The organism is Herminiimonas sp., from assembly GCF_030655415.1.
The window spans coordinates 474,542-497,292 of the sequence record NZ_JAURVN010000004.1 but is presented as its reverse complement, the minus strand read 5'-3'; the positions used below and the strand labels follow the sequence as shown (position 1 = coordinate 497,292).

The 22,751-nt window shown below is 50.5% G+C and carries 19 protein-coding genes and 1 tRNA gene; 12 read left to right on the top strand and 8 right to left on the bottom strand.

Translation table 11 applies throughout. The annotated features are described in order from the left end of the window. Nucleotides 1-44: 44 nt before the first annotated feature. The 3 genes from Q7T66_RS05015 to Q7T66_RS05005 all read right to left on the bottom strand — a co-directional run bounded on the left by Q7T66_RS05015 (nucleotide 45) and on the right by Q7T66_RS05005 (nucleotide 1,569). Nucleotides 45-500, bottom strand: coding sequence for a DUF192 domain-containing protein (locus Q7T66_RS05015; RefSeq protein WP_304932212.1), 456 nt, complete (start codon nucleotides 498-500; stop codon nucleotides 45-47). Nucleotides 501-621: 121 nt separating this feature from the next. Beyond that, entirely contained in the window at nucleotides 622-1,182 is a 561-nt protein-coding gene (locus Q7T66_RS05010; RefSeq protein WP_304932211.1) for a pseudouridine synthase, read from the bottom strand. Nucleotides 1,183-1,365: 183 nt separating this feature from the next. Next, on the bottom strand, nucleotides 1,366-1,569 hold the full coding sequence (locus tag Q7T66_RS05005; RefSeq protein WP_009665919.1) for a cold-shock protein: 204 nt from the start codon (nucleotides 1,567-1,569) through the stop codon (nucleotides 1,366-1,368). A 334-nt stretch (nucleotides 1,570-1,903) separates the two neighbouring features. Between Q7T66_RS05005 and clpS the strand changes: the two genes are divergently transcribed. Both clpS and clpA read left to right on the top strand, forming a co-directional pair. Then, nucleotides 1,904-2,212 carry an ATP-dependent Clp protease adapter ClpS gene (gene clpS / locus Q7T66_RS05000; RefSeq protein WP_304932210.1) on the top strand — a complete coding sequence of 103 codons (309 nt, stop codon included), beginning with the start codon at nucleotides 1,904-1,906 and terminating at the stop codon, nucleotides 2,210-2,212. Further along, complete coding sequence (gene clpA / locus Q7T66_RS04995; RefSeq protein WP_304932209.1) at nucleotides 2,209-4,512, top strand: ATP-dependent Clp protease ATP-binding subunit ClpA; 2,304 nt, start codon at nucleotides 2,209-2,211, stop codon at nucleotides 4,510-4,512. Before clpS ends, clpA begins: the two co-directional genes overlap by 4 nt. 114 nt (nucleotides 4,513-4,626) lie before the next feature. Here clpA and Q7T66_RS04990 read toward each other — a convergent pair whose 3' ends face one another. The 3 genes from Q7T66_RS04990 to aat form a co-directional block, all read right to left on the bottom strand. Then, on the bottom strand, nucleotides 4,627-5,667 hold the full coding sequence (locus Q7T66_RS04990) for a quinone-dependent dihydroorotate dehydrogenase (protein WP_304932208.1): 1,041 nt from the start codon (nucleotides 5,665-5,667) through the stop codon (nucleotides 4,627-4,629). Nucleotides 5,668-5,761: 94 nt separating this feature from the next. After that, on the bottom strand, nucleotides 5,762-6,511 hold the full coding sequence (locus tag Q7T66_RS04985) for an arginyltransferase (protein WP_304932207.1): 750 nt from the start codon (nucleotides 6,509-6,511) through the stop codon (nucleotides 5,762-5,764). Nucleotides 6,512-6,601: 90 nt separating this feature from the next. Continuing rightward, entirely contained in the window at nucleotides 6,602-7,333 is a 732-nt protein-coding gene (gene aat, locus Q7T66_RS04980; protein WP_304932206.1) for a leucyl/phenylalanyl-tRNA--protein transferase, read from the bottom strand. 181 nt (nucleotides 7,334-7,514) lie between these two features. Here aat and Q7T66_RS04975 point away from each other — a divergent pair, with 181 nt between their 5' ends. Next, nucleotides 7,515-8,717 carry an ammonium transporter gene (locus tag Q7T66_RS04975; protein ID WP_304932205.1) on the top strand — a complete coding sequence of 401 codons (1,203 nt, stop codon included), beginning with the start codon at nucleotides 7,515-7,517 and terminating at the stop codon, nucleotides 8,715-8,717. A 72-nt stretch (nucleotides 8,718-8,789) separates the two neighbouring features. Here the strand turns inward: Q7T66_RS04975 and Q7T66_RS04970 are convergent, their stop codons facing one another. Further along, nucleotides 8,790-9,386: an NUDIX hydrolase gene (locus Q7T66_RS04970; RefSeq protein WP_304932204.1), complete on the bottom strand. Its 597-nt coding sequence runs from the start codon at nucleotides 9,384-9,386 to the stop codon at nucleotides 8,790-8,792. A gap of 139 nt (nucleotides 9,387-9,525) precedes the next feature. On the opposite strand from Q7T66_RS04970, the gene Q7T66_RS04965 reads away from it, so the two are divergent. The 9 genes from Q7T66_RS04965 (at nucleotide 9,526) to typA (ending at nucleotide 21,124) form a co-directional block, all read left to right on the top strand. Next, nucleotides 9,526-9,602 (top strand) — tRNA-Met (locus Q7T66_RS04965). 160 nt (nucleotides 9,603-9,762) lie between these two features. Next, the gene (scpB, locus tag Q7T66_RS04960; RefSeq protein WP_304932203.1) at nucleotides 9,763-10,692 is read left to right on the top strand and encodes an SMC-Scp complex subunit ScpB; all 930 of its coding nucleotides are present in this window, start codon (nucleotides 9,763-9,765) and stop codon (nucleotides 10,690-10,692) included. Next, the gene (rluB, locus tag Q7T66_RS04955; RefSeq protein ID WP_304932202.1) at nucleotides 10,670-12,325 is read left to right on the top strand and encodes a 23S rRNA pseudouridine(2605) synthase RluB; all 1,656 of its coding nucleotides are present in this window, start codon (nucleotides 10,670-10,672) and stop codon (nucleotides 12,323-12,325) included. The genes scpB and rluB overlap by 23 nt, the downstream gene beginning before the upstream one ends. Nucleotides 12,326-12,613: 288 nt before the next feature. Beyond that, nucleotides 12,614-13,102, top strand: a complete 489-nt coding sequence (rimP, locus tag Q7T66_RS04950) for a ribosome maturation factor RimP (RefSeq protein ID WP_304932330.1) — start codon at nucleotides 12,614-12,616, stop codon at nucleotides 13,100-13,102. After that, nucleotides 13,099-14,658, top strand: a complete 1,560-nt coding sequence (gene nusA, locus Q7T66_RS04945; protein ID WP_304932201.1) for a transcription termination factor NusA — start codon at nucleotides 13,099-13,101, stop codon at nucleotides 14,656-14,658. Before rimP ends, nusA begins: the two co-directional genes overlap by 4 nt. A gap of 49 nt (nucleotides 14,659-14,707) precedes the next feature. After that, nucleotides 14,708-17,512: a translation initiation factor IF-2 gene (infB, locus tag Q7T66_RS04940; protein ID WP_304932200.1), complete on the top strand. Its 2,805-nt coding sequence runs from the start codon at nucleotides 14,708-14,710 to the stop codon at nucleotides 17,510-17,512. A gap of 114 nt (nucleotides 17,513-17,626) precedes the next feature. Further along, nucleotides 17,627-18,013, top strand: a complete 387-nt coding sequence (rbfA, locus tag Q7T66_RS04935) for a 30S ribosome-binding factor RbfA (RefSeq protein ID WP_304932199.1) — start codon at nucleotides 17,627-17,629, stop codon at nucleotides 18,011-18,013. A gap of 125 nt (nucleotides 18,014-18,138) precedes the next feature. Further along, entirely contained in the window at nucleotides 18,139-19,083 is a 945-nt protein-coding gene (gene truB / locus Q7T66_RS04930) for a tRNA pseudouridine(55) synthase TruB (protein WP_304932198.1), read from the top strand. Nucleotides 19,084-19,288: 205 nt separating this feature from the next. After that, entirely contained in the window at nucleotides 19,289-21,124 is a 1,836-nt protein-coding gene (typA, locus tag Q7T66_RS04925) for a translational GTPase TypA (RefSeq protein WP_304932197.1), read from the top strand. A gap of 169 nt (nucleotides 21,125-21,293) precedes the next feature. Here typA and Q7T66_RS04920 read toward each other — a convergent pair whose 3' ends face one another. Further along, on the bottom strand, nucleotides 21,294-22,613 hold the full coding sequence (locus tag Q7T66_RS04920) for an aspartate aminotransferase family protein (protein ID WP_304932195.1): 1,320 nt from the start codon (nucleotides 22,611-22,613) through the stop codon (nucleotides 21,294-21,296). Nucleotides 22,614-22,751: the final 138 nt, after the last annotated feature.

The window sequence follows — 22,751 nt, the reverse complement described above, 5'->3', positions numbered from 1 at the left end:
TTTGCAAGTGTTCAGCGTTTTTCTGCAAATTATCTTCCAGCTTCCTATCTGCTTTTTGGCAAGCCATCAATGGTGCTGCCCGGTTTGATGTTCTTTTGCTTGAACCAGCCTTCGTTCATTTCCAGCGCATAACGTACCTGTTTTTTCGAGCAGTGTGATTCCAGGCTTTGCGGTTTCATATTTTCGATATTCACGATCTTGCCGTCATCATCAATAAATGCGACGGAAAGCGGAATCAAAGTGTTTTTCATCCACATGCAAACACTGGCCGGCGCGCCGAACAGAAAAACCATGCCTTCGTTTTGCGCCATATGTTCGCGGAACATCAATCCCTTCTGGCGCTCGGCTTCGGTCGCAACCACTTCTGCCTGTATGACATGCATACCTGTAGTCAGTGGAATGACCGGAAACTTCTTGTTTTGCTGAGCCAATGCCGCGCCCGCTGTGAGTGTCGACGTAACGACTAAAGCTGCTGCGCAAGTAGTAAACAATTTATTCATGAGGCGATGTTTGAGCAAAAGTTGGATTGAATCTGCACGAGTGTAATTGAAAATATAGAAGACGCGTTTGCTAGGATCAAAAAGTGAGGCTCTGAAAATCTTTGAACGACTTGAATGTTGTTTAAAGACCTAACTCAGCGGCAGAAATTTCGCGCGATTCACCCGGCAAAAGCGGATGTGACTGCAAAGAAATTGCGCCAATCGCAATACGGATCAGGCGCAGTGTAGGTAGGCCGACAGCGCCGGTCATGCGACGCACCTGTCGGTTTTTTCCTTCTGCCAGCGTAATGGCAAGCCAGCTAGTTGGCACTAGAGCGCGTTCGCGGATGGGTGGATTACGCGGCCAAAGCCATTCCGGTTCTTGTACGCGTTTAACTTCGCAACCTTGCGTAATGAAATCCCCAAGATCAAGTGGCACCCGCAAACGCGCTAATACATCAGCATCTGGTATTCCTTCAACTTGGGCCAGATAAGTTTTCTTTTGCTTGTGATCAGGATGACTGATCGTATGCTGCAATTTGCCATCATCCGTCAGCAACAATAAGCCTTCGCTATCGGCGTCCAGTCTTCCCGCAGGATAGACGTTTGGAATATCCAGATAATCAGCCAGAGATTGGCGGGTAGGGTGCGGCGAGAATTGGCACATTACCTGGAAGGGTTTGTTGAACAGAATCAGAGGCATGGTCGACGGGTTTGGTTTTGAAGAATCGATCACCGGTACAAGATGCAAGCGAAGATCAGGTGGAATGGTAAAGAGATTTCATCTGATGCGATATCAAAATACGTTGGTTAACACGCCCTAATTTTGTGCGAGACAATAAAAAACCCCGCCGAAGCGGGGTTTTTCTTGAAGCTTCTTAAATAATTAAGGAGCTTGAATGTTGGAAGCTTGCTTGCCTTTAGGGCCTTGCGTGACTTCGAACTGTACTTTTTGACCTTCTTTGAGAGTCTTGAAGCCGTTCATTTGGATTGCGGAAAAGTGTGCAAACAAATCTTCACCGCCGTCGTCTGGGGTGATAAAGCCGAAGCCTTTAGAATCGTTGAACCACTTGACTGTACCTGTTGCCATAAAAAGCGTCTTTCTATATAGACTTAATCACACGAGCCGCAAAAGAAAGAAGCCTCGACTATCGTTGCCCCTCCTAAAACCTGCTCACTTCATATTGACAGCCAATGTTGTCAAGCATGTCAATAAAACTCATTCTTTACGTAAAAAATATAAAAGTCAAGAATTTTGATGGCGGGTTTGCAAGTTTATTTTAGGGGTGTAAAACACGGCCTCTTGAATTCCTACAAATGATCGTCATCTGCGTCTTCAGAAGAAAACGCGTAAGATTTAATTTAATTTGTTTCTCTGTTCTTCTGGGCATTGTGCTCACGGTCGAACGTATTAGAATAGACCTATGGCAATTAAGCATGACGATGGTACGGTCCTTATGCGGCAAGAGCAAAAACTCAAGCCGCCGTCTATGTATCAGGTGTTATTGCTGAATGACGATTACACCCCGATGGAATTCGTGGTGATGGTTCTTCAGGAATACTTTAGTAAAGATCGTGAGACAGCAACGCAAATCATGCTCATGGTTCACCGCGACGGAAAAGGTATGTGTGGCGTGTATCCGAAGGATATTGCGTCTACGAAAGTTGAGCTGGTTTTGAACCACGCCCGAAAAGCAGGGCACCCCCTGCAGTGCGTGATGGAGGAAGTATGATTGCGCAGGAATTGGAAGTCAGTTTGCACATGGCCTTTGTCGAAGCAAGACAGGCGCGCCATGAATTCATCACCGTTGAGCACTTGCTCTTGGCGCTGCTGGATAATCCATCAGCCGCTGAAGTGTTACGTGCTTGCGCAGTGAACATCGATGATCTGCGGAAGACGCTGACCAACTTCATCGGCGATAACACGCCGACAGTTCCAGGCGCTGCAGAAGTCGATACTCAACCTACACTCGGTTTTCAACGTGTTATTCAGCGTGCGATTATGCACGTGCAATCTGCGTCTAACGGCAAGAAGGAAGTGACCGGCGCGAATGTGCTGGTTGCGATCTTTGGCGAAAAAGATTCGCACGCTGTTTATTACTTGCACCAACAAGGTGTAACGCGTCTCGACGTAGTGAATTTCATTTCCCACGGCGTGCGTAAAGATCAACAGATCGATGCCCAGAAAAGCTCTGAGGGTGCGGAAGATGCACCAGCGGCGGAAGGTCAGCAAAAAGAAAGTGCGCTTGATCAGTTCACACAGAATCTGAACAAGCTCGCTACTGAAGGCAAAATTGATCCGCTGATCGGCCGCGAAGGCGAAGTCGAGCGTGTGATTCAAACCTTGTGCCGTCGCCGTAAAAATAATCCGCTGCTGGTTGGTGAAGCCGGCGTTGGTAAAACTGCGATCGCCGAAGGCCTCGCATGGCGCATTACGCAAGGCGAAGTGCCGGAAGTACTGCAAAACGCGATTGTATATTCGCTTGACATGGGCGCGTTGTTGGCCGGCACCAAATATCGCGGCGACTTTGAGCAGCGTTTGAAAGCAGTACTGAAACAGTTGAAAGACAATCCAAACGGGATTCTCTTCATCGATGAAATCCATACCATCATCGGCGCCGGTTCGGCATCGGGCGGTACGCTGGATGCGTCGAATCTGCTCAAACCTGCATTGTCCAATGGCCAGTTGAAGTGCATCGGTGCGACTACGTTTACTGAGTTCCGCGGCGTCTTCGAAAAAGATCACGCTTTGTCACGTCGCTTCCAAAAGATCGATGTTAACGAGCCTACGGTTGAACAAACCATTCAAATTCTGCGTGGTTTGAAATCGCGTTTCGAAGAACATCATGGCGTGAAGTATTCGGCATCGGCATTGACGTCGGCTGCAGAGTTGGCTGCGCGCTTTATCAATGATAGGCATCTGCCTGACAAGGCAATCGACGTGATCGATGAAGCCGGTGCTGCGCAACGTATCTTGCCGAAATCAAAGCAAAAGAAAACCATTGGTAAAGCCGAGATCGAAGACATCATTTCCAAGATCGCGCGTATTCCACCGCAAACGGTTAATCAGGATGACCGTTCGAAATTGCAGACCATCGACCGCGATTTGAAAAATGTCGTGTTCGGCCAGGATCCTGCACTCGAAGCATTGGGTTCGGCGATCAAGGTTGCGCGCGCTGGTTTGGGTAAAACTGATAAACCGATTGGTTCATTCCTGTTCTCGGGGCCTACTGGTGTCGGTAAAACTGAAGCGGCAAAACAGTTGGCCTTCATTATGGGCATTGATCTGATTCGTTTCGATATGTCCGAATACATGGAGCGTCATGCGGTCAGTCGTTTAATCGGTGCGCCTCCAGGTTATGTCGGTTTCGATCAGGGTGGTTTGTTGACCGAAGCGATTACCAAGAAGCCGCATGCTGTTCTGCTGCTTGATGAAATCGAAAAAGCGCATCCGGATATTTTCAATATCCTGTTGCAGGTGATGGATCACGGTACGTTGACTGATAACAATGGTCGCAAGGCGGATTTCCGCAACGTGATCATCATCATGACAACGAACGCTGGTGCTGAAAGCCTGCAGAAACGCACAATCGGTTTCACCGAGAAGAAGGAAGCCGGCGACGAGATGGCGGATATCAAGCGCATGTTTACGCCTGAGTTCCGTAATCGCCTCGACGCAATCATCAGCTTCCGTGCACTGGATGAGGAAATCATCTTGCGCGTGGTCGACAAGTTCCTGATGCAATTGGAAGAACAATTGCACGAGAAAAAAGTGGAAGCGATCTTCACCGACAAGCTTCGTACTTTCCTCGCGAAGAAGGGCTTCGATCCGCTCATGGGCGCACGGCCAATGTCACGTCTGATTCAAGACATGATACGCAAGGCGCTAGCAGATGAATTGCTGTTCGGTCGTCTGGTTACTGGTGGCAAGGTTACGGTTGATTTGGATGAAAGCGATCTGATCAAGCTGGACTTTAGCGAAGGTGATACAGCTCCTCCTGCAGCTGCGCAAGAGACGGTTGAAGTCGAATAAAAATTCAACCGGAAATTAAAAAGCCCGAATCATGGTTCGGGCTTTTTCAATTGTAGGATCGATTAACTTGAGCTTTGTATGACATGCGAATATGTCACTCACATCAAGGGCACTTTAAGATGATCGCAATGCCGCAGCACATTCCTTGATCAGAGCCGGCCCACGATAAATCAAGCCGGTGTAGAGCTGAACCAACGATGCACCTGCCGCTATCTTTGCTTGCGCATTTTCGCCTGACAAAATTCCGCCGACGCCGATGATAGGCAAACTATCACCCAATTCTTTTTTCAGCGCACGGATCACAATATTCGATGATTCAAAAACTGGTGAACCAGACAGGCCGCCAGTTTCTTCTGCGTGTTTCATGTTCTTTACCGCGTCACGATTGATTGTCGTGTTGGTCGCGATGACGCCATCCATCTTGTGACGTAACAATGCTTGCGCAATCGTCTGGATTTGTTCGGTATCGATATCAGGTGCAATCTTCAACGCGATTGGCACATAACGTTTGTGCTGATCTGCAAGACGTTGTTGCGCTTCCTTGAGCTGCGACAACAAGGCGTCGAGTTCGGATGCACCTTGCAACTGACGCAGATTCTTGGTGTTCGGTGATGAAATGTTGACGGTCACATAGCTGGCGTATGGATAGACTTTTCCCAGGCAAATCAGATAATCATCGACTGCACGTTCAATTGGCGTGTCTGCATTCTTGCCGATGTTCAGCCCAAGAATGCCTTCCTTGTTTTGATAGAAGCGCGAGGCCTGCACGTTGGCGACAAAAGTATCGACACCTCCATTATTAAAACCCATACGATTGATGATGGCGTTTGCTTGCGGTAGGCGGAACATGCGCGGCATAGGATTGCCGGGTTGCGCACGCGGCGTCACAGTGCCAACTTCGATCGAGCCAAAGCCTAGTGTCGCCAAGCCATCGATGTATGCGCCATCTTTATCCAGTCCGGCAGCGAGGCCGACTGGATTCGGGAAGTTAATGCCCATCACCGTACGTGGGTCGTGGGCAGGTTTCGCAATCGATGAAGTCAATCCCAAGGCTGCAGCGCGACGCAGAGCGGGCAAGGTCAGGTTGTGAGCTGCTTCCGGATCAATGGCAAACAAGAGGGGGCGAGCAAGTGCGTAGAGAAGTTTTTCGGACACGATGGGAGTCAGGTTGGTGAATCAGATTTGTGAGTCAAGGCACAGCGAGCTGCTGCACTGAAAATGCGATGAGTATACTGCTCAGTGCAGTATTTTAACGCGAGGTAGCTGGCGCCGTGTCATCCAGCGCTTGCCATTCGCCTTGCTGCAGCGCTTCCAGTGGTTGGAAGTTTTGTTTGTACACCATCTTCGGACTTTCCTTGATCCAGTAGCCGAGATAGATATAAGGCATTTGCAATAATTTAGCCTGCTCAATTTGCCACAGGACATTGTAGGTGCCGTAGGAAGCGGTTTTTTCGTCAGGATCGTAGAAGGTATAAACCGAAGACAGGCCATCATCGAGTACGTCGATGATGCTGATCATGCGCAAGATGCCTTCGGCGTCGCGAAACTCTACAAGCCGCGTATTCACCTTGCTTTGCAAAAGAAATTGCGCGTACTGGTCGCGGCTATCTTGATCCATGCCGCCGCCGGCATGGCGTGCAGCTTGATAACGCAGATAGAGATCGTAGTGTTCGCTTAAATAAGCGAGCTTGGTGACAGAGGTTTGCAGATCGCCATGCTTGGCTTGAGCGCGTTTTTGACTACGATTTGGCACAAACTCATTGACCTTGATACGCACCGGCGTGCACGCCTGACAGCCATCGCAATACGGGCGGTAGGTGAAAATCCCACTACGGCGAAAGCCATTTTTGACCAGCTCGCTATAGACATCAGCGTTGATCAAATGTGAAGGAGTTGCTACTTGCGAGCGCGCCTGACGGCCATCCAGATAACTGCACGGATAAGGTGCTGTTGCATAAAACTGCAGGGTTGAGAACGGTAGTTCTTTTGGATGCGTCATGGTTGATGGTGGTGGCGGTTTGCGACTTGATTTGACTCTACTACTTTTACGCTATTTATATCAAATAGATGTTGCCATGTAAGCGTGCTTTCAATCGACTTCAAATACAGGAATTGGTTTCCAATCCTTGATTTGAGGTGCAACAATTGCTTGCCGTAAGAGCGAAATAAATTCCGACCGCGCAATCGGTGCAGCGCCCAGCGATGCCAAATGCGCTGTCTGCTGTTGGCAGTCTATCATTGAAACTCCGTGGCTTTTCAAGAAGTGGACGAGGTAGGCGAGGGCGATTTTTGACGCGTCTGTGACTTGGGTAAACATTGATTCGCCATAGAACATTTCGCCTATGCAAACGCCGTATGCACCGCCCACTAATTTGCCGTCCAGCCAAACTTCCGCTGAATGGGCATAGCCTTGTTTATGCAGGCCTGCGTATCCGGCAATGATGTCTTCGGATATCCATGTGCCGGGTTCGCCATTGCGCGGTGCAGCGCAGGCGCGCATGACATCTTCAAATGCTTGATCGAAGCTGACTCGCCACTGCCCGTTTGATTGCATGCTGCGATGGACATTTTTCAATGTCTTTTTCAGGCTGGTCGAGATTTTAAAATCATCGACGAACAGCACCATGCGCGGGTCTGTGCTCCACCACAGTATCGGTTGTCCTTCAGAGAACCAAGGAAAAATCCCATTCTGATAAGCCAGTAACAGGCGTTCCGGAGAAAGATTGGCACCAGCGGCCAGAAGACCGGCAGCGCCATCCGCTTCGGTTAATGCGCTGGAGACATTGGGAAACGGATCGTCATCTTCCAGCCATGGAATCATTGTTCATCCCCATTTTCGCTCATTATTTCGCGCGATTTTAGTGCGTAAAACTCGATCTTTCCAGCCATTAAAAAATTACCTTTAAAAATCATGTACTTGTAAATATCACCAAAATGGAACGATTTTTGCTTTTGTGGTGCATTAATTTTGTTAACTGCACACTGATTGGGAGATTTTCTGCATGGATGCACTTAAAAACGGCGCGGATGCATTATTCATCATGCTCGGCGCCATCATGGTTTTAGCCATGCATGCCGGCTTTGCCTTCTTGGAGCTGGGTACAGTACGCAAGAAAAACCAAGTCAACGCCTTGGTCAAAATATTAGTCGATTTTGCAGTCTCCACAATCGCCTATTTTTTCGTCGGTTATAGCGTTGCGTATGGCGTCAGCTTTTTCGGTAGTGCCGAGGTCCTGACGCAGCGCAATGGTTTTGATCTGGTGAAGTTCTTTTTTCTGCTGACCTTTGCGGCGGCGATCCCCGCAATTATTTCCGGCGGAATTGCCGAGCGGGCGCGTTTCCATCCGCAGCTTTTGGCGACCGCACTGATCGTTGGTTTGGTATATCCGCTATTTGAAGGCATCGCGTGGAATCAACATTTTGGTTTCCAGGCATGGTTGCAAGCGACCTTCGGCGCACCTTTCCATGATTTTGCAGGCTCGATCGTTGTGCATGCATTCGGCGGCTGGATTGCTTTGCCGGCAGTTCTTTTATTGGGTGCGCGGCGTGGGCGTTATACGAAAGAGGGTACGATTGCGGCGCACCCACCTTCGAGCATTCCATTTCTCGCGCTTGGCGCCTGGATACTTACTGTGGGCTGGTTTGGTTTCAATGTAATGAGCGCGCAGACCATGGAAAACATGAATGGTCTGGTCGCAGTCAATTCATTGATGGCGATGGTCGGCGGCACATTGGCGGCGTTCATCGCTGGTAAAAACGACCCAGGCTATGTACACAACGGGCCGTTGGCTGGATTGGTGGCCGTGTGTGCCGGTTCTAACGTGATGCATCCTATGGGCGCATTGGTCACGGGCTTGGTTGCCGGTTTCATCTTTGTCTGGACGTTTGGCTTGGCGCAAAACAAATGGAAAATTGATGACGTGCTGGGTGTCTGGCCTTTGCACGGTTTGTGCGGCGCATGGGGCGGATTGGCAGCAGGAATTTTTGGTCTGAAAACGCTGGGTGGTTTAGGCGGCGTCTCGATCATGTCGCAATTGTTTGGTACAGGGTTGGGAATTGCGATTGCGGTGATAGGCGGGACTTTGATCTACGGTGGATTGAAGTTGGCGATAGGACTTCGTCTGGATGCAGAGCAGGAATTCAATGGCGCTGATTTGTCGATACACAATGTTAGTGCAACGCCGGAGCGTGAAACGTATTGGTGATCGTTGGTTGATCGTACAAAATAAAAGGACGCAATTGATTGCGCCCTTTTTAATTTATTATTTGATCACTGATTAGTCGATGTTGACGGCTTCCGGATATGGAGCTGGCTTCAAAATGTCGTAAGTATGGAAGCCGTAATTGGCCCCTTGCGCGCCTTCTTTGCGCGCTGCATGATCTGCCAGGAAAAATTTCAATGTATGGCTGACGGTTTGAAACGCAATTTCATCCCACGGAATTTCATCTGCGGCAAACATTTTCACTTCCAGACTTTCAATGCCAGCCGCGTAATTCAGATCGAGTAAAGTCGCACGGTAGAACATGTGGACTTGATGTACATGCGGCACATTCAATAGTGAAAACAGTCCGTGCAATTGAATATTCGCACCAGCTTCTTCTACCGTTTCACGTATCGCTGCCTCTGCTGTGGTTTCATTATTTTCCATGAAGCCAGCAGGCAAAGTCCAATAGCCGTGACGTGGTTCGATCGCGCGTTTGCATAGGAGAATACGCATGTCGCCATCTTCATCCCATACAGGAATTGAACCCAGCACCATTTTCGGATTTTGATAATGAATCGCGCCGCAATTACTGCATACATAACGCGGTCGATTGTCGCCATCAGGAATAGATAGTGAAACAGGATGAGCGCACTCGGAACAAAATTTCATAAAAATAAAATCGTTTAAAACCTGCGGTATCGGAATAGTAGCGAGCCAAATTACAAGCGATGAAGTGTAGCACCGAGTAAAGAATCTGCAATTAAGATTGCTTTGCGTGAAGATACTCTATATACTTCACATCTTCAGACGCGGGGTGGAGCAGTCTGGCAGCTCGTCGGGCTCATAACCCGAAGGTCGTAGGTTCAAATCCTGCCCCCGCAACCAAAGTCTTACAAGTCTTATATAATCCCGCCCATCAGTACATCTCCTCTAAACGGGCGTCGGACAGCAATATCAACTGGTTCTCTAGCCGGACAGCATCGATAAGATCCTGTCGTTGAATATAATTTTGCACATTGCAACTAAACAGTCGTAAAAATCGTAAATGAATATTGCTGAGGCGAAGAAGATCCTCGAAACGGCGCTACTCTGCGCTCACGAGCCACTGTCCATCAACGACATGAAGAAGCTTTATGTCGAGTCGAGCGAATCAGACACTCAAATCGATACGGATGCCATCAAGCAAATGCTTGAAGAGCTGCGTGAAGATTGGATAGACAAAGGGATTGAGGTCGTAAGCTTGTCGACCGGTTGGCGATTCCAAAGTCGTCCCGAGATGAAAATATATCTGGAGCGATTGAATCCAGAAAAGCCGCCCAAGTATTCGCGCGCAACCCTAGAAACACTTGCCATCATTACTTATCGCCAGCCAGTGACGCGTGGCGATATCGAAGAAATTCGTGGCGTAACAGTCAATTCGCAAACCATCAAGATGCTGGAAGATCGTGGTTGGATCGAAGCGATCGGACATAGAGATGTTCCAGGACGTCCTGCATTATTTGCGACGACCAAGCATTTTCTGGATGACCTAGGTTTAACTTCTCTGGACCAATTGCCGCCATTGCAGCAAGTAGAGAAGGGCGATATGCAAGGCGATGTTTTGCTGGAAATGCAAACACTCGAAGCAGAAATACAAGCGCATCTGGATCAGACCGCGATCGATTTCGCTGAAGCTGAGACCGGTGTCGAAGCTGCTGAAGCTCCCGCAGAACTTCAAGTAGAACGTCAAATAGAATCACAAGACGAATCTCAATTTGTCGCAGTCGAGATTGCTGATACTGATAGCGCTCAAGTGGACTCGGATGAACTTTCCGCCGCTACTGACGATCTAGATAGCGACAACACGAATACAAGCGTACTCCCAGTTTCGACATCCGAAACGCCCCTCGCTGACGCGACGCCCGACTTGACGGTTGTTGACGTCACAAGTCAAGACAACCAAGAAGTGAATGATGAATCGCCCAACAAAAAATAATCCGTCCGATACACCGATCAATGACGCATCGCCTGCAGAGCATGCCGATCGTGGTGAGACTGAACAACACGCAGCATCTACGGATGGTAATGCTGCCAAACCAGTGAAACGTGGTTTGCGTGGTCCGCGTACTTTGCGCCGTGCGCGCAATGCGCCGCGCACCGATGCTGGCAATCCTGAAAATAATGAACCACGAGCTGTTGCAGATACCTCCGGTGTTGAAGCGCAACCAGCTGCTCAGCACGATGGACGTGCACCAGTATCAGACGAAGTGCGCAGAGAACGCCCTCCGCGCCGTGATGACAATAGGCAGCCTGGTGCAAGAGGGCCGCAAAAATCACGTGGCAAGCCGAATGCAGCAGGACCAAATCGTGGCGGCAAGCCACATTCAAAAGTGGGTGATGCAGACGAAGTATTTTCCTTTGTCACATCCGAGAGTTTTGATACGTTCGCTGGTGCGGATGATGCCGCTGGTGGCAAACGTCGCCAGGAACAAAAACCGGTACGTCGTGATTTAACTGCCGACGATGATGCTCCGAAATTGCACAAGGTTCTGGCTGAAGCCGGCCTTGGTTCACGTCGCGATATGGAAGAATTGATTATCGCCGGCCGTGTTTCGGTCAACGGTGAGCCGGCACATATCGGTCAACGTATTCTGCCGACGGATCAAGTACGTATTAATGGCAAATTGATTCAACGCAAAGTCAGTAACAAGCCGCCGCGCGTGCTGGTGTATCACAAACCAGCCGGCGAAATTGTCAGCACCAACGATCCTGATGGCCGTCCATCTGTATTTGAACGTTTGCCGACGATGAAAGCCGCCAAATGGATCGCCGTCGGTCGTCTCGATTTCAACACTGAAGGTTTGTTGTTGTTTACGACCTCCGGTGATTTGGCTAATCGCTTGATGCACCCGCGTTACGGTATCGATCGCGAATACGCGGTGCGTACCTTAGGCGAGCTGGAAGAAGGCATGCGCCAGAAACTGTTAGCTGGCGTCGAGTTGGAAGACGGTCTTGCACAATTCTCGAAAATTGCCGATGGCGGTGGTGAAGGTGTTAATAAATGGTATCGCGTCATCATCGGCGAAGGCCGTAACCGCGAAGTGCGTCGTATGTTCGAGGCAATTGGTTTGACGGTCTCGCGCCTTATCCGTACACGCTACGGTGCGCTTACCTTGCCAAAAAACCTCAAGCGCGGACGCTGGGAAGAAATGGAAGAACACGCAGTCCGTGATTTGCTGGCATTGAGCGGGCTGGAGAAAAAATCTGCAGACGGCGCGCCTAAAGGTCGCAGCGGCGCAGGGGGCGATCGTCCAAATGGTAATCGTGCACCACGTATTGATAATGGCATGGGTCAACAACCGCGCAGTCCAAGTCAATGGGGCGCAGGTCAAGGTCAGGGCCAAGGCCGTTCACAAGGACAAAATCCTGGTAAACCAGCTGGTCGCCAAGGTCAACCGCGCAGTCGCCAACCTGATCCTTTGCAAACTTCGCTGGGTTTCCCAGGCATGGGGCAACCGCGCCGCAGTAACGGTAATGGCCCGAATCGTGGCCCGGGCGGCAATGGTCCGTCGCGTGGTAACGGTCCTCAAGGTGGTCAAGGCGGACCGCGCCGTCGTTCAAAAATTTAATTTTTAGCCGTTCTGAGCGCAAGACGCCTGTCTTGCGCTTGCTGTTGTTGATGGCCTGAATTAGTGCTCGCAAGGATTCCCACATTGCGGTGCACAAGGTAATCGACTATAATTCGGCAGTTAACAAAGGTCGTCAGCCAAAAATTATGTTTTTGGCATTGAATTTGATGGCCAGAATGACAAGAAGGATGGGCAGATGCCCATTTTTTTTTTGTTAAACAGTTTGCGTTGTTGTATTCAATTTCGGTGACAGGTTTGCCGCAGTTGTACGTTATTCGGAGAATTCCTTTGCTGTTGTCGGCGTTGATTGAAAAAACCGTAGTTGGCATGGGCTATGAACTGGTCAATTTTGAACAGGCTGCCCGTGGTTTGGTGCGTGTGTATATAGACTTTACGCCGGAAGATGCGGCGGATAAAGGTTCGATCACCGTTGAAGACTGTGAAAAAGTGACCCACCAGTTGCTGCATGTATTGACGGTAGAAAACGCCAATTATGAACGTCTGGAAGTGTCGTCGCCGGGTTTGGATAGACCGCTGAAGAAGTTGTCGGATTATGTGCGTTTTACGGGAGCAGAAGCGCTCGTGAAATTGCGTTTGCCGATGCCGAATGCAGCTAATCGCAAATCGTTTCAGGGTATTTTGCTGGAACCGGTAGGCGAAAATCTGGCGTTGGAATTTGAAGGAAACGAGGGGCCGGCGAAGCTTGAATTTACGCTCGCCGATGTAGACAAGGCACATTTGGTGCCGCAAGTGAATTTTAGGAGTCGCAAAGCATGAGTCGCGAAATTTTACAGTTGGTTGATGCGCTCGCGCGCGAAAAAAACGTCGAAGCAGACATCGTGTTTGGAGCGTTGGAACACGCGCTCGCACAAGCCACCAAAAAACGCTATGAAGGCGATGTCGATATCCGTGTCTCCATTGATCGCGAAACTGGCGCATTCGAGTCATTCCGTCGCTGGCACGTTGTGCCTGACGATGCAGGCTTGCAATTGCCGGATCAAGAAATTTTGCACTTCGAAGCCAAGGAACAAATTGGCGATATCGAAGTAGATGACCATATCGAAGAGCCGATTGAATCGGTTGAATTCGGTCGTCGCTTTGCACAAGATACCAAGCAAGTTGTCTTGCAACGTATTCGTGATGCTGAACGTGAACAGATTCTTGCTGACTTCCTGGAACGCGGCGATTCGCTGGTAACAGGCACCATCAAACGCATGGAACGCGGTGACGCGATTGTTGAGTCCGGCCGTATCGAAGCACGTCTGCCACGTGACCAAACAATTCCAAAAGAAAATCTGCGTATCGGCGATCGCGTCCGTGCTTATATTCTGCGCATTGATCGCAACGCACGTGGCCCACAAGTCATCTTGTCGCGCACCGCACCAGAGTTCATCATGAAATTGTTCGAGCTCGAAGTACCTGAGATCGAGCAAGGCTTGCTGGAAATTAAATCGGCAGCGCGCGATGCAGGTGTACGCGCCAAGATCGCCGTCTTTACCAGCGACAAACGCATTGATCCTATCGGCACTTGCGTTGGTATGCGCGGTTCGCGCGTACAGGCAGTGACTGGCGAACTCGGCGGCGAACGTGTTGATATCGTGTTGTGGTCGGAAGATCCAGCGCAATTCGTCATCGGTGCACTGGCACCGGCCAACGTTTCTTCCATCGTTGTCGATGAAGAAAAACATGCAATGGACGTTGTGGTTGACGAAGAAAATCTCGCGATTGCAATCGGTCGCGGCGGTCAAAACGTACGTTTGGCTTCCGAACTGACTGGCTGGCAAATCAACATCATGACAGCAGAAGAATCCGCGGATAAATCGCAGCTGGAAACCGCAGCGATCCGTATTCTGTTCATGGAAAAACTCGATGTTGATCAAGAAGTCGCTGACATTCTGGTTGATGAAGGTTTTGCCTCGCTCGAAGAAATTGCTTACGTGCCTATCAGCGAAATGCTGGATATCGAATCCTTCGATGAAGATACCGTCAACGAGTTGCGCAACCGCGCACGCGATGCACTGGTAACCGAAGCGATTGCATCCGAAGAAGGCATGGAAGGCATGGACGACGCACTCGCGAATCTGGACGGTATGGATCGCGTAGTTGCCGGAAAACTTGGCGCCGCAAGTATCAAAACGCTGGAAGGTTTCGCAGCGTTGGCATATGACGAATTTGGCGCAATCCTGGCCTTGTCCGCAGACCGCGCGCGTCAATTGATTGAAACTGAATTTGCAGATGTGACAGACGAAGAGATGAAGCTCATCGATGCCAAATACGATGATCACGCCAAGGCGCTGCAAGCCAAGGTGTGGAGCCTCGCGGAAGCGAAATAATCCACGAAGGTTGTTTACATCTAACGTGTCATATAGAAAAGAGGACTGAATGGCGAGTAACAACGTAGCCCAATTTGCCACCGAGCTCAAGATGCCAGCAGATGTACTGCTCACGCAACTGCGGGATGCTGGCGTCGAAAAAAGTTCCACGTCCGACGAGTTGTCCAAGACTGACAAGGACAAGCTCCTTGACCACCTGCGCCGCGCGCATGGGGTTGCGCCTGACGCAGAGAAAAAGAAAATCACGTTGACGCGCAAGGAAACGACCGAGATCAAGCAAGCGGATGCCACTGGCAAGTCGCGCACGATTCAAGTCGAAGTTCGCAAGAAACGCACTTTTGTAAAACGTGATGAACCGACAGTTGAAGAAGCGCCGGTCGTTGCTGCTGCGCCTGTCATTGACGAAGCTGAAGTTGAACGCCGCGCTGAAGAGTCGCGCCGCCACGCAGAGTTGATGGCTCGCCAAGAAGCTGATTTACGCGAGAAGCAAGATCGTCTTGCCAAGCTGGACGCTGAAAAAGAAGCACAAGCCAAAGCATTGAAAAAAGCTGAAGTCGATGCGCAAAAAGCAGAAGCTGAAAAACCAGTTGAAGTGAAAGCGGACGAATCAGCAAGCGAAGAGAAAAAACGCGTAGCAGCTGAAGAAACCAAGAAAAAAGCTGCAGCAGTAGCCAAAGAAGCAGCCAAAGAAGCAAACGAAAAAGCCGCAGCAACAGAAGTTGCGCGCAAAGTCGTTGCGGATGAAGTTGCTCAAATCAAGGCGATGATGAACGCGCCGCGTCGCGCAATCAAAGCACCTGAGCCAGTTGCTCCAGTAGCGAAACCTGCTGCTGAAGGCACCTTGCACAAACCGGCTGATAAAAAGCCAGGCGAGAAAAAAGACGAGAAAAAACCTGCTGTCACCGCAGACAAGAAGTCGATCAAATCGGCCAATGTCTCATCGACCTGGCAGGACGATGCGAAAAAACGCGGTGCTGGCATCAAGACCCGCGGCAATACTGGTGGTGGTCGTGATGGTTGGCGTGCAGGCCCTAAAGGCCGTCGTCAATCGCATCATGATGATCGCGAAAGTAACTTCCAGGCACCGACTGAAGCCGTCATCAAAGACGTGCACGTGCCAGAAACGATTACCGTTGCCGAACTCGCGCACAAAATGTCTGTCAAGGCATCCGAAGTCATCAAGCATTTGATGAAGCTCGGCCAAATGTGCACGATCAATCAAGTACTCGATCAAGAAACAGCAATGATTTTGGTTGAAGAAATGGGCCACACCGCGCACGCAGCGAAACTGGATGATCCAGAAGCCTTGCTTGAAATCGGTGAAGAACATGCTGATGTCGAATCGTTGCCACGCGCACCGGTTGTCACCGTCATGGGTCACGTCGATCACGGTAAAACATCGTTGCTGGATTACATCCGTCGCGCCAAGGTTGCATCCGGCGAAGCGGGCGGTATTACACAACATATTGGCGCGTATCACGTTGAAACACCACGTGGCATGATCACCTTCCTCGATACACCAGGCCATGAAGCATTTACGGCTATGCGTGCTCGCGGTGCGAAAGCAACCGATATCGTGATTCTGGTGGTCGCAGCTGACGATGGCGTGATGCCACAAACCAAAGAAGCGATCGCGCATGCGAAAGCTGCTGGCGTACCGCTGGTTGTGGCGATCAACAAGATCGACAAGCCAGGTGCGAATATGGATCGCGTCAAGCAAGAACTGATCGCTGAACAAGTTGTGCCTGAAGAATACGGTGGCGATTCACCATTCGTTCCAGTGTCGGCTAAAACCGGCGAAGGCATTGATGCCTTGCTCGAACAAGTATTGTTGCAAGCAGAAGTGTTGGAACTGAAAGCACCTGTCGTTTCACCTGCACGTGGTCTCGTAGTCGAAGCCAAATTGGATAAAGGTCGCGGCCCGGTTGCCACGATTCTGGTTCAGTCCGGTACTTTGCGTCGCGGCGATGTCGTGTTGGCAGGTTCTGCTTACGGTCGCGTTCGTGCGATGTTGGACGAAAACGGCAAGAGCATTACTGAAGCCGGCCCATCGATTCCAGTCGAGATTCAAGGTCTGACCGAAGTGCCGAACGCGGGTGAAGAAGTCATGGTCATGGCTGATGAACGCAAAGCGCGTGAAATCGGCTTGTTCCGTCAAGGTAAATTCCGCGATGTGAAACTGGCGAAGCAGCAAGCAGCGAAACTGGAAAACATGTTCGAGAACATGGGCGAGGGCGAAGTCAAAAACCTGCCTATGATCATCAAGACCGACGTACAAGGTTCGCAAGAAGCGCTGGTTGGCTCATTGCAAAAACTCTCCACCGGCGAAGTGCGCGTACAAGTTGTGCATGCAGCGGTGGGTGGTATTTCCGAGTCCGACGTCAACTTGGCGGTCGCCTCGAAAGCGGTCATCATCGGCTTCAACACGCGTGCTGACGCTTCCGCTCGCAAGCTGGCAGAAGCCAACGGCGTTGATATTCGCTACTACAACATCATTTACGATGCAGTAGACGAAATCAAGGCAGCGATGTCTGGCATGTTGTCGCCAGAGAAGCGCGAACAAGCGTTGGGTCTGGTCGAGATTCGTCAAGTTATTCTGGTCAGCAAAGTCGGCGCGATTGCCGGTTGCTACGTGCTCGAAGGCGTGGTCAAACGCGGTGCTTCAGTCCGCTTGCTGCGTGAGAATGTCGTGATTTGGACTGGTGAGCTCGATTCGTTGAAACGCTTCAAGGATGATGCAAAAGAAGTTAAATCCGGCTTCGAATGCGGCTTGACCTTGAAAAACTTCAACGACATCAAAGAAGGCGATCAACTCGAAGTCTTTGAAGTACAAGAAATCGCACGTACGCTGTAAAACTTTACAGGGTGGCTCACAAGCTGCCCTTGTTCTATCATGATCGCATCGGCCGGCTTCCCTGCTTGCCGATGCGAACTTACTTTTGCTTCACCAGTTGTATCGAAGAAATTTATGGCCAAACACAGTAAATCCATCCCAGGACGCGGCTTGCGCGTTGCAGATCAGATCCAGCGCGATCTGTCTGAAATTGTCGCGTTTGAATTGAAGGATCCACGCGTCGGGATGATCACGATTACCGAAGTGCAGGTCACACCTGACTATGCGCACGCCAAAGTATTTTTCACTATGCTGAGTGACAATAAAGACGAGATCAAGAACACGGTATCTGGTTTGACTGCAGCGTCCGGCTATATACGTGGACAGCTTGGTCATCGCCTGTCTATTCATACTTTGCCGCAACTGCATTTCGTGCATGACTCATCGACTGCGCGCGGCATCGAAATGTCCAAGCTGATCGACGAAGCGAATGCGTCACGCGCCAAGGATGCGGAAGACTAATCTTCTGCATTCAGCTTGACGCGAGTGTTGTGCTTGCTACAAGCGCTTCGTTTCATTTCTTTCTATGCCAGATCAGACAGCTTGTTTAGTCTGACAGGCCAAATCGCAATTCCCCTGCATCCATCATGGCCACAACTCCCATCAAAAAAAAGCGCGTACCGGTTCACGGTGTTTTGCTGCTCGATAAGCAAGTTGGCGTATCCAGCAATGATGCATTGATCAAAGCCAAGTGGTTGTTGAATGCGCTCAAGGCTGGTCATACCGGCACGCTGGATCCATTTGCGACCGGCTTGTTGCCGCTTTGTTTTGGCGAGGCTACCAAGTTCGCGCAGGATTTGCTCGACGCTGACAAAACCTATGAAACTGTCGTGCATCTTGGCATCACCACGAACACTGGTGACACCGAGGGCGAGGTAATCGATACACGTGAAGTGAACGTCACGCAAACGCAAATCGATGCAGTGCTGGCCCAATTCCGTGGTGATATCCAACAAGTGCCGCCTATGTATTCTGCGCTCAAGCGCGATGGCAAACCTCTGTATGAATATGCGCGCGCCGGCATCACGCTGGAACGCGAAGCACGCCCTGTGACCATCCATTTGCTAGAGTTCGTCGCTTTTCAAGCGCCGTATCTGACCTTGCGCGTACGCTGCAGCAAAGGCACTTACATACGCGTGCTGGGCGAAGACATCGGCACCGCATTAGGATGCGGTGCGCATCTCAATGCATTGCGTCGGATTCAGGTTGGCGATTTGTTGATCGCTCAAGCGATCACGATAGATGAACTCATCGCCAAAGATGCAGATGAACGGATTGCAGCGCTGGCACCAGTCGATGCACTATTGACATCGTTTCCTGCGTTGCCTTTGTCCGACGAACTAGCCAAGCGGTTTTTGCATGGACAAAGATTGGCGTTGGGAAAAGAAGAAATTGTCTTGCCAGAAGGTCAGGGCCGGATGCGCATTTATCGTGAAAGCGATGGCCAATTACTGGGTACGGGGCTGATGCAGGAATACAGTATTCTGGCGCCTGAGCGCCTGATTTCTACCGTCGAAACTGCCGCTGTTTAAGTTGGTTTTAAAGTCTGAATTTTCAATCCGGCAATACTTCTCACAACACCGCGTCTCGCTTCCGCAAATGGCGCAGTCATCAAACTGTCACAAGAATTTCTAGCAACTCCTTGAAATATCAAGGTTTTCCCAAGGGTAGGCATGGCTTGCTGTGCTATAATCTGCGGTTTTCCAAATTCAGCACCACCAACCGTAAAAACCGACTATGTCAAACTCAAAACGCGCTATTCGTAACATTGCCATCATCGCTCACGTTGATCACGGCAAAACCACGCTTGTTGACCAATTATTGCGTCAATCAGGCACTTTCCGTGACAACCAGCAGGTCGATGCCCGCGTGATGGACTCGAACGACATCGAAAAAGAACGTGGCATCACGATCTTGTCGAAAAACTGCGCGGTTGAGTACAAAGGCACACACATCAACATCGTTGATACCCCAGGCCATGCCGATTTCGGCGGCGAAGTGGAACGTGTTCTGTCGATGGTTGACAGCGTGTTGTTGCTGGTCGATGCACAAGAAGGCCCAATGCCGCAAACGCGTTTCGTAACGCGTAAAGCGTTGGCGCTGGGTCTGAAGCCTATCGTTGTCGTCAACAAGATCGATCGCGAAAACGCAGACCCACAAAAAGCAGTTAACGCGACTTTCGAATTGTTCGACAAGCTCGGCGCGACTGACGAACAACTGGATTTCCCTATCGTTTATGCATCGGGCTTCAAAGGCTACGCAGGTTTGGTAGACACAGTCCGCGAAGGCAATATGGAACCATTGTTCGACGCGATTCTGGAGCACGTTCCAGCGCGTGAAGATGATCCTGATGCACCTTTGCAATTGCAAATTACATCGCTCGAATACTCGTCCTACGTCGGCAAAATCGGTGTTGGCCGTATCTTGGCTGGTCGTATCAAAGCGTTGCAAGATGTGGTCTGGATGAACGGTCCTGATGACAAGCCAACCAAAGCACGTATCAACCAAGTCCTGACATTCAAAGGTCTGGATCGCGTGTTGGTTGACGAAGCGCTGGCTGGCGACATCGTTCTGATCAACGGTATCGAAGAAATCAGTATCGGTTCAACCATCTGCGCAGTCGATGCACCGAATGGCTTGCCTATGTTGAAGGTCGATGAGCCGACTCTGACCATGAACTTCATGGTCAACAACTCGCCGCTGGCTGGCCGCGAAGGCAAATTCGTTACCACGCGTCAAATCCGTGATCGTCTCGAAAAAGAATTGAAAGCCAATATGGCTTTGCGCGTTGTGCAATCGGAAGAAGATGATTCGACCTACGAAGTATCAGGTCGTGGCGAATTGCATCTGACAATCTTGATTGAAAACATGCGTCGCGAAGGTTTCGAGATGGCTGTTTCGCGTCCACGCGTTGTTTTCAAAATGGTAGATGGCGTACGCCATGAGCCGTACGAAAACTTGACCGTTGACGTCGAAGAATCGAACCAAGGCGGCGTGATGGAAGAACTCGGTCGTCGTCGTGGCGATCTGCAAAACATGGAACCGGACGGCAAAGGTCGTGTGCGTTTGGAATACCGCATTCCTGCACGTGGCTTGATCGGCTTCCAAGGCGAATTCATGACACTGACACGCGGTACCGGCTTGATGAGCCACGTGTTCGATGAATACGCTCCAGTGGATAACACCAAAGGCGAACTCGGCGGTCGTCGTAACGGCGTACTGATTTCGCAAGATGACGGCGCTGCTGTTGCCTACGCAATCTGGAAACTGCAAGATCGCGGCCGCATGTTTGTGAGCCACAACGATCCAGTCTACGAAGGCATGATCATCGGCATTCACTCACGTGATAACGATCTGGTTGTGAACCCGATCAAAGGTAAGCAATTGACCAACGTTCGTTCATCGGGTACCGATGAAGCGGTACGTTTGGTTCCACCTATCGAAATGTCGCTGGAGTACGCAGTTGAATTTATCGACGACGACGAACTGGTTGAAGTCACACCAAAAAGTATTCGTTTGCGCAAACGTTATTTGAAAGAACACGAGCGTAAAAAAGCTGGTCGCGATTCGTAATTTCTAAGTAAGCGGCAAGAGCCCGTTCAATAATTTGAATTGGCTCACGTCAAAAAGCCCGCTGATTCTTGATGACCTGTAAAGGCGCAAGGATCAGCGGGCTTTTTTATTGATTGAGTTTTTAAGTTAATGCTGGATGGCGCACGTCATGCACGTAATGAGCGCACTGCTATTTAATCGATTTCAAAAGCTCCGCGATGCCGCCAAACATCTCATTGACCTGCGCCTTGTTAATGATCAGCGGCGGCGATAAGGCAATCACGTCAGCAGTAGTACGAATCAACAAGCCCTTGTCCCAAAATGCCCTGTTGAACAAATCGTAAGCCCGTGCCCCAGGCTTGCCCGAAATGCCTTCCAGTTCGATCCCGCACACCAAACCAAGGTTGCGTATGTCTTTGACGAAAGGCAGGCCTTTCAAGCTGTGCGCAGCATCTTCAAAGTATGGCGACATCTCGGCAGCACGTTCGAACAGCTGCTCTTCTTTGTAGACCTCTAGCGTGGCAATCGCAGCCGCTGCAGCGACCGGATGGCCGGAGTAGGTGTAGCCGTGGAAGAATTCAATTGTGTCTGCCGGTGCTGCGTCCATAAAGGTATCGTGGATAGACTGTTTGACGATCACGGCACCCATGGGTACGGTCGCGTTCGTTAGGCCTTTGGCGCAGACGATCATGTCTGGTGTGACCTTGAAGAAATCAGCGCCGAATGCTGTGCCTAAACGGCCAAAACCAGTAATGACTTCATCAAAAATCAGCAAGATGCCGTGCTTGTCGCAGATCGCGCGGATTTTTTCTAGATAGCCTTCGGGCGGCACAATCACGCCGGTTGATCCTTGTAGCGGCTCAACGATAACTGCGGCGACGGTAGATGGATCATGCAAGGCAAGCAGGCGTTGCTCAAGCTCATCAGCCATCTCGGCGCCATGCAAGGGCAAGCCACGTGAGTAGGCATTCTTCTCAATATCTAGTGGATGACGCAGATGGTCTGCAGCCAGGCCGGGGCCGAACTGCTTACGATTGCCTGCAATGCCGCCGACCGCAATCCCGCCGAAGCCGACGCCGTGATACGCGCGTTCGCGGCCTATCAATCGTGTGCGTCCGCCATCGCCACGCATGCGGTGATAGGCAAGGGCGATCTTGAGCGCGGTATCGACACCTTCCGAACCATCGTTGCAAAAGAAGACGCGGTTCATCCCCTCGGGTGCCATCTTAGCCAATGCTGTGGCAGCTTCAAACGCCTTGGCATGCCCCATTTGGAAGGTGGGTGCGAAATCCATCAGCACTACCTGCTTTTGCACAGCCTCAACGATCTTTGGATGGCAGTGGCCGGCGTTCACGCACCACAAGCCCGCTGTCGCATCCAGAATCTTGCGGCCATCGTCAGTGGTGTAATACATGCCCGCTGCCGACGCCATCAAGCGAGGTTTGGCTTTGTACTGGCGATTGGCGGTGAAGGGCATCCACAAGTGCGAGGTGTCGAGAGCTTTGGTCATGGCCGCTGTTGTTTTTAAATAGTGAAGGTAATGGTATTACGTTTGTGAGCGGGAAGAAATAGAGCTGATCGCAGGTGCAAGCAAGGTGCAAACAAGAGCCAAATAGACCAAGGATGACTGGATGACAAGATCGACACA

What these genes read in the sequence shown, in the direction of transcription:
- clpS (WP_304932210.1), top strand. Translation starts at nt 1,904, where the DNA reads ATGGCAATTAAGCATGACGATGGTACGGTCCTTATGCGGCAAGAGCAA.
- Q7T66_RS05010 (WP_304932211.1), bottom strand. Translation starts at nt 1,182, where the DNA reads ATGCCTCTGATTCTGTTCAACAAACCCTTCCAGGTAATGTGCCAATTC.
- Q7T66_RS05005 (WP_009665919.1), bottom strand. Translation starts at nt 1,569, where the DNA reads ATGGCAACAGGTACAGTCAAGTGGTTCAACGATTCTAAAGGCTTCGGC.
- rbfA (WP_304932199.1), top strand. Translation starts at nt 17,627, where the DNA reads ATGGCCAAACACAGTAAATCCATCCCAGGACGCGGCTTGCGCGTTGCA.
- Q7T66_RS04985 (WP_304932207.1), bottom strand. Translation starts at nt 6,511, where the DNA reads ATGACGCATCCAAAAGAACTACCGTTCTCAACCCTGCAGTTTTATGCA.
- Q7T66_RS05015 (WP_304932212.1), bottom strand. Translation starts at nt 500, where the DNA reads ATGAATAAATTGTTTACTACTTGCGCAGCAGCTTTAGTCGTTACGTCG.
- clpA (WP_304932209.1), top strand. Translation starts at nt 2,209, where the DNA reads ATGATTGCGCAGGAATTGGAAGTCAGTTTGCACATGGCCTTTGTCGAA.
- aat (WP_304932206.1), bottom strand. Translation starts at nt 7,333, where the DNA reads ATGATTCCATGGCTGGAAGATGACGATCCGTTTCCCAATGTCTCCAGC.
- rluB (WP_304932202.1), top strand. Translation starts at nt 10,670, where the DNA reads ATGAATCGCCCAACAAAAAATAATCCGTCCGATACACCGATCAATGAC.
- Q7T66_RS04975 (WP_304932205.1), top strand. Translation starts at nt 7,515, where the DNA reads ATGGATGCACTTAAAAACGGCGCGGATGCATTATTCATCATGCTCGGC.
- truB (WP_304932198.1), top strand. Translation starts at nt 18,139, where the DNA reads ATGGCCACAACTCCCATCAAAAAAAAGCGCGTACCGGTTCACGGTGTT.
- Q7T66_RS04970 (WP_304932204.1), bottom strand. Translation starts at nt 9,386, where the DNA reads ATGAAATTTTGTTCCGAGTGCGCTCATCCTGTTTCACTATCTATTCCT.
- nusA (WP_304932201.1), top strand. Translation starts at nt 13,099, where the DNA reads ATGAGTCGCGAAATTTTACAGTTGGTTGATGCGCTCGCGCGCGAAAAA.
- infB (WP_304932200.1), top strand. Translation starts at nt 14,708, where the DNA reads ATGGCGAGTAACAACGTAGCCCAATTTGCCACCGAGCTCAAGATGCCA.
- typA (WP_304932197.1), top strand. Translation starts at nt 19,289, where the DNA reads ATGTCAAACTCAAAACGCGCTATTCGTAACATTGCCATCATCGCTCAC.
- Q7T66_RS04920 (WP_304932195.1), bottom strand. Translation starts at nt 22,613, where the DNA reads ATGACCAAAGCTCTCGACACCTCGCACTTGTGGATGCCCTTCACCGCC.
- scpB (WP_304932203.1), top strand. Translation starts at nt 9,763, where the DNA reads ATGAATATTGCTGAGGCGAAGAAGATCCTCGAAACGGCGCTACTCTGC.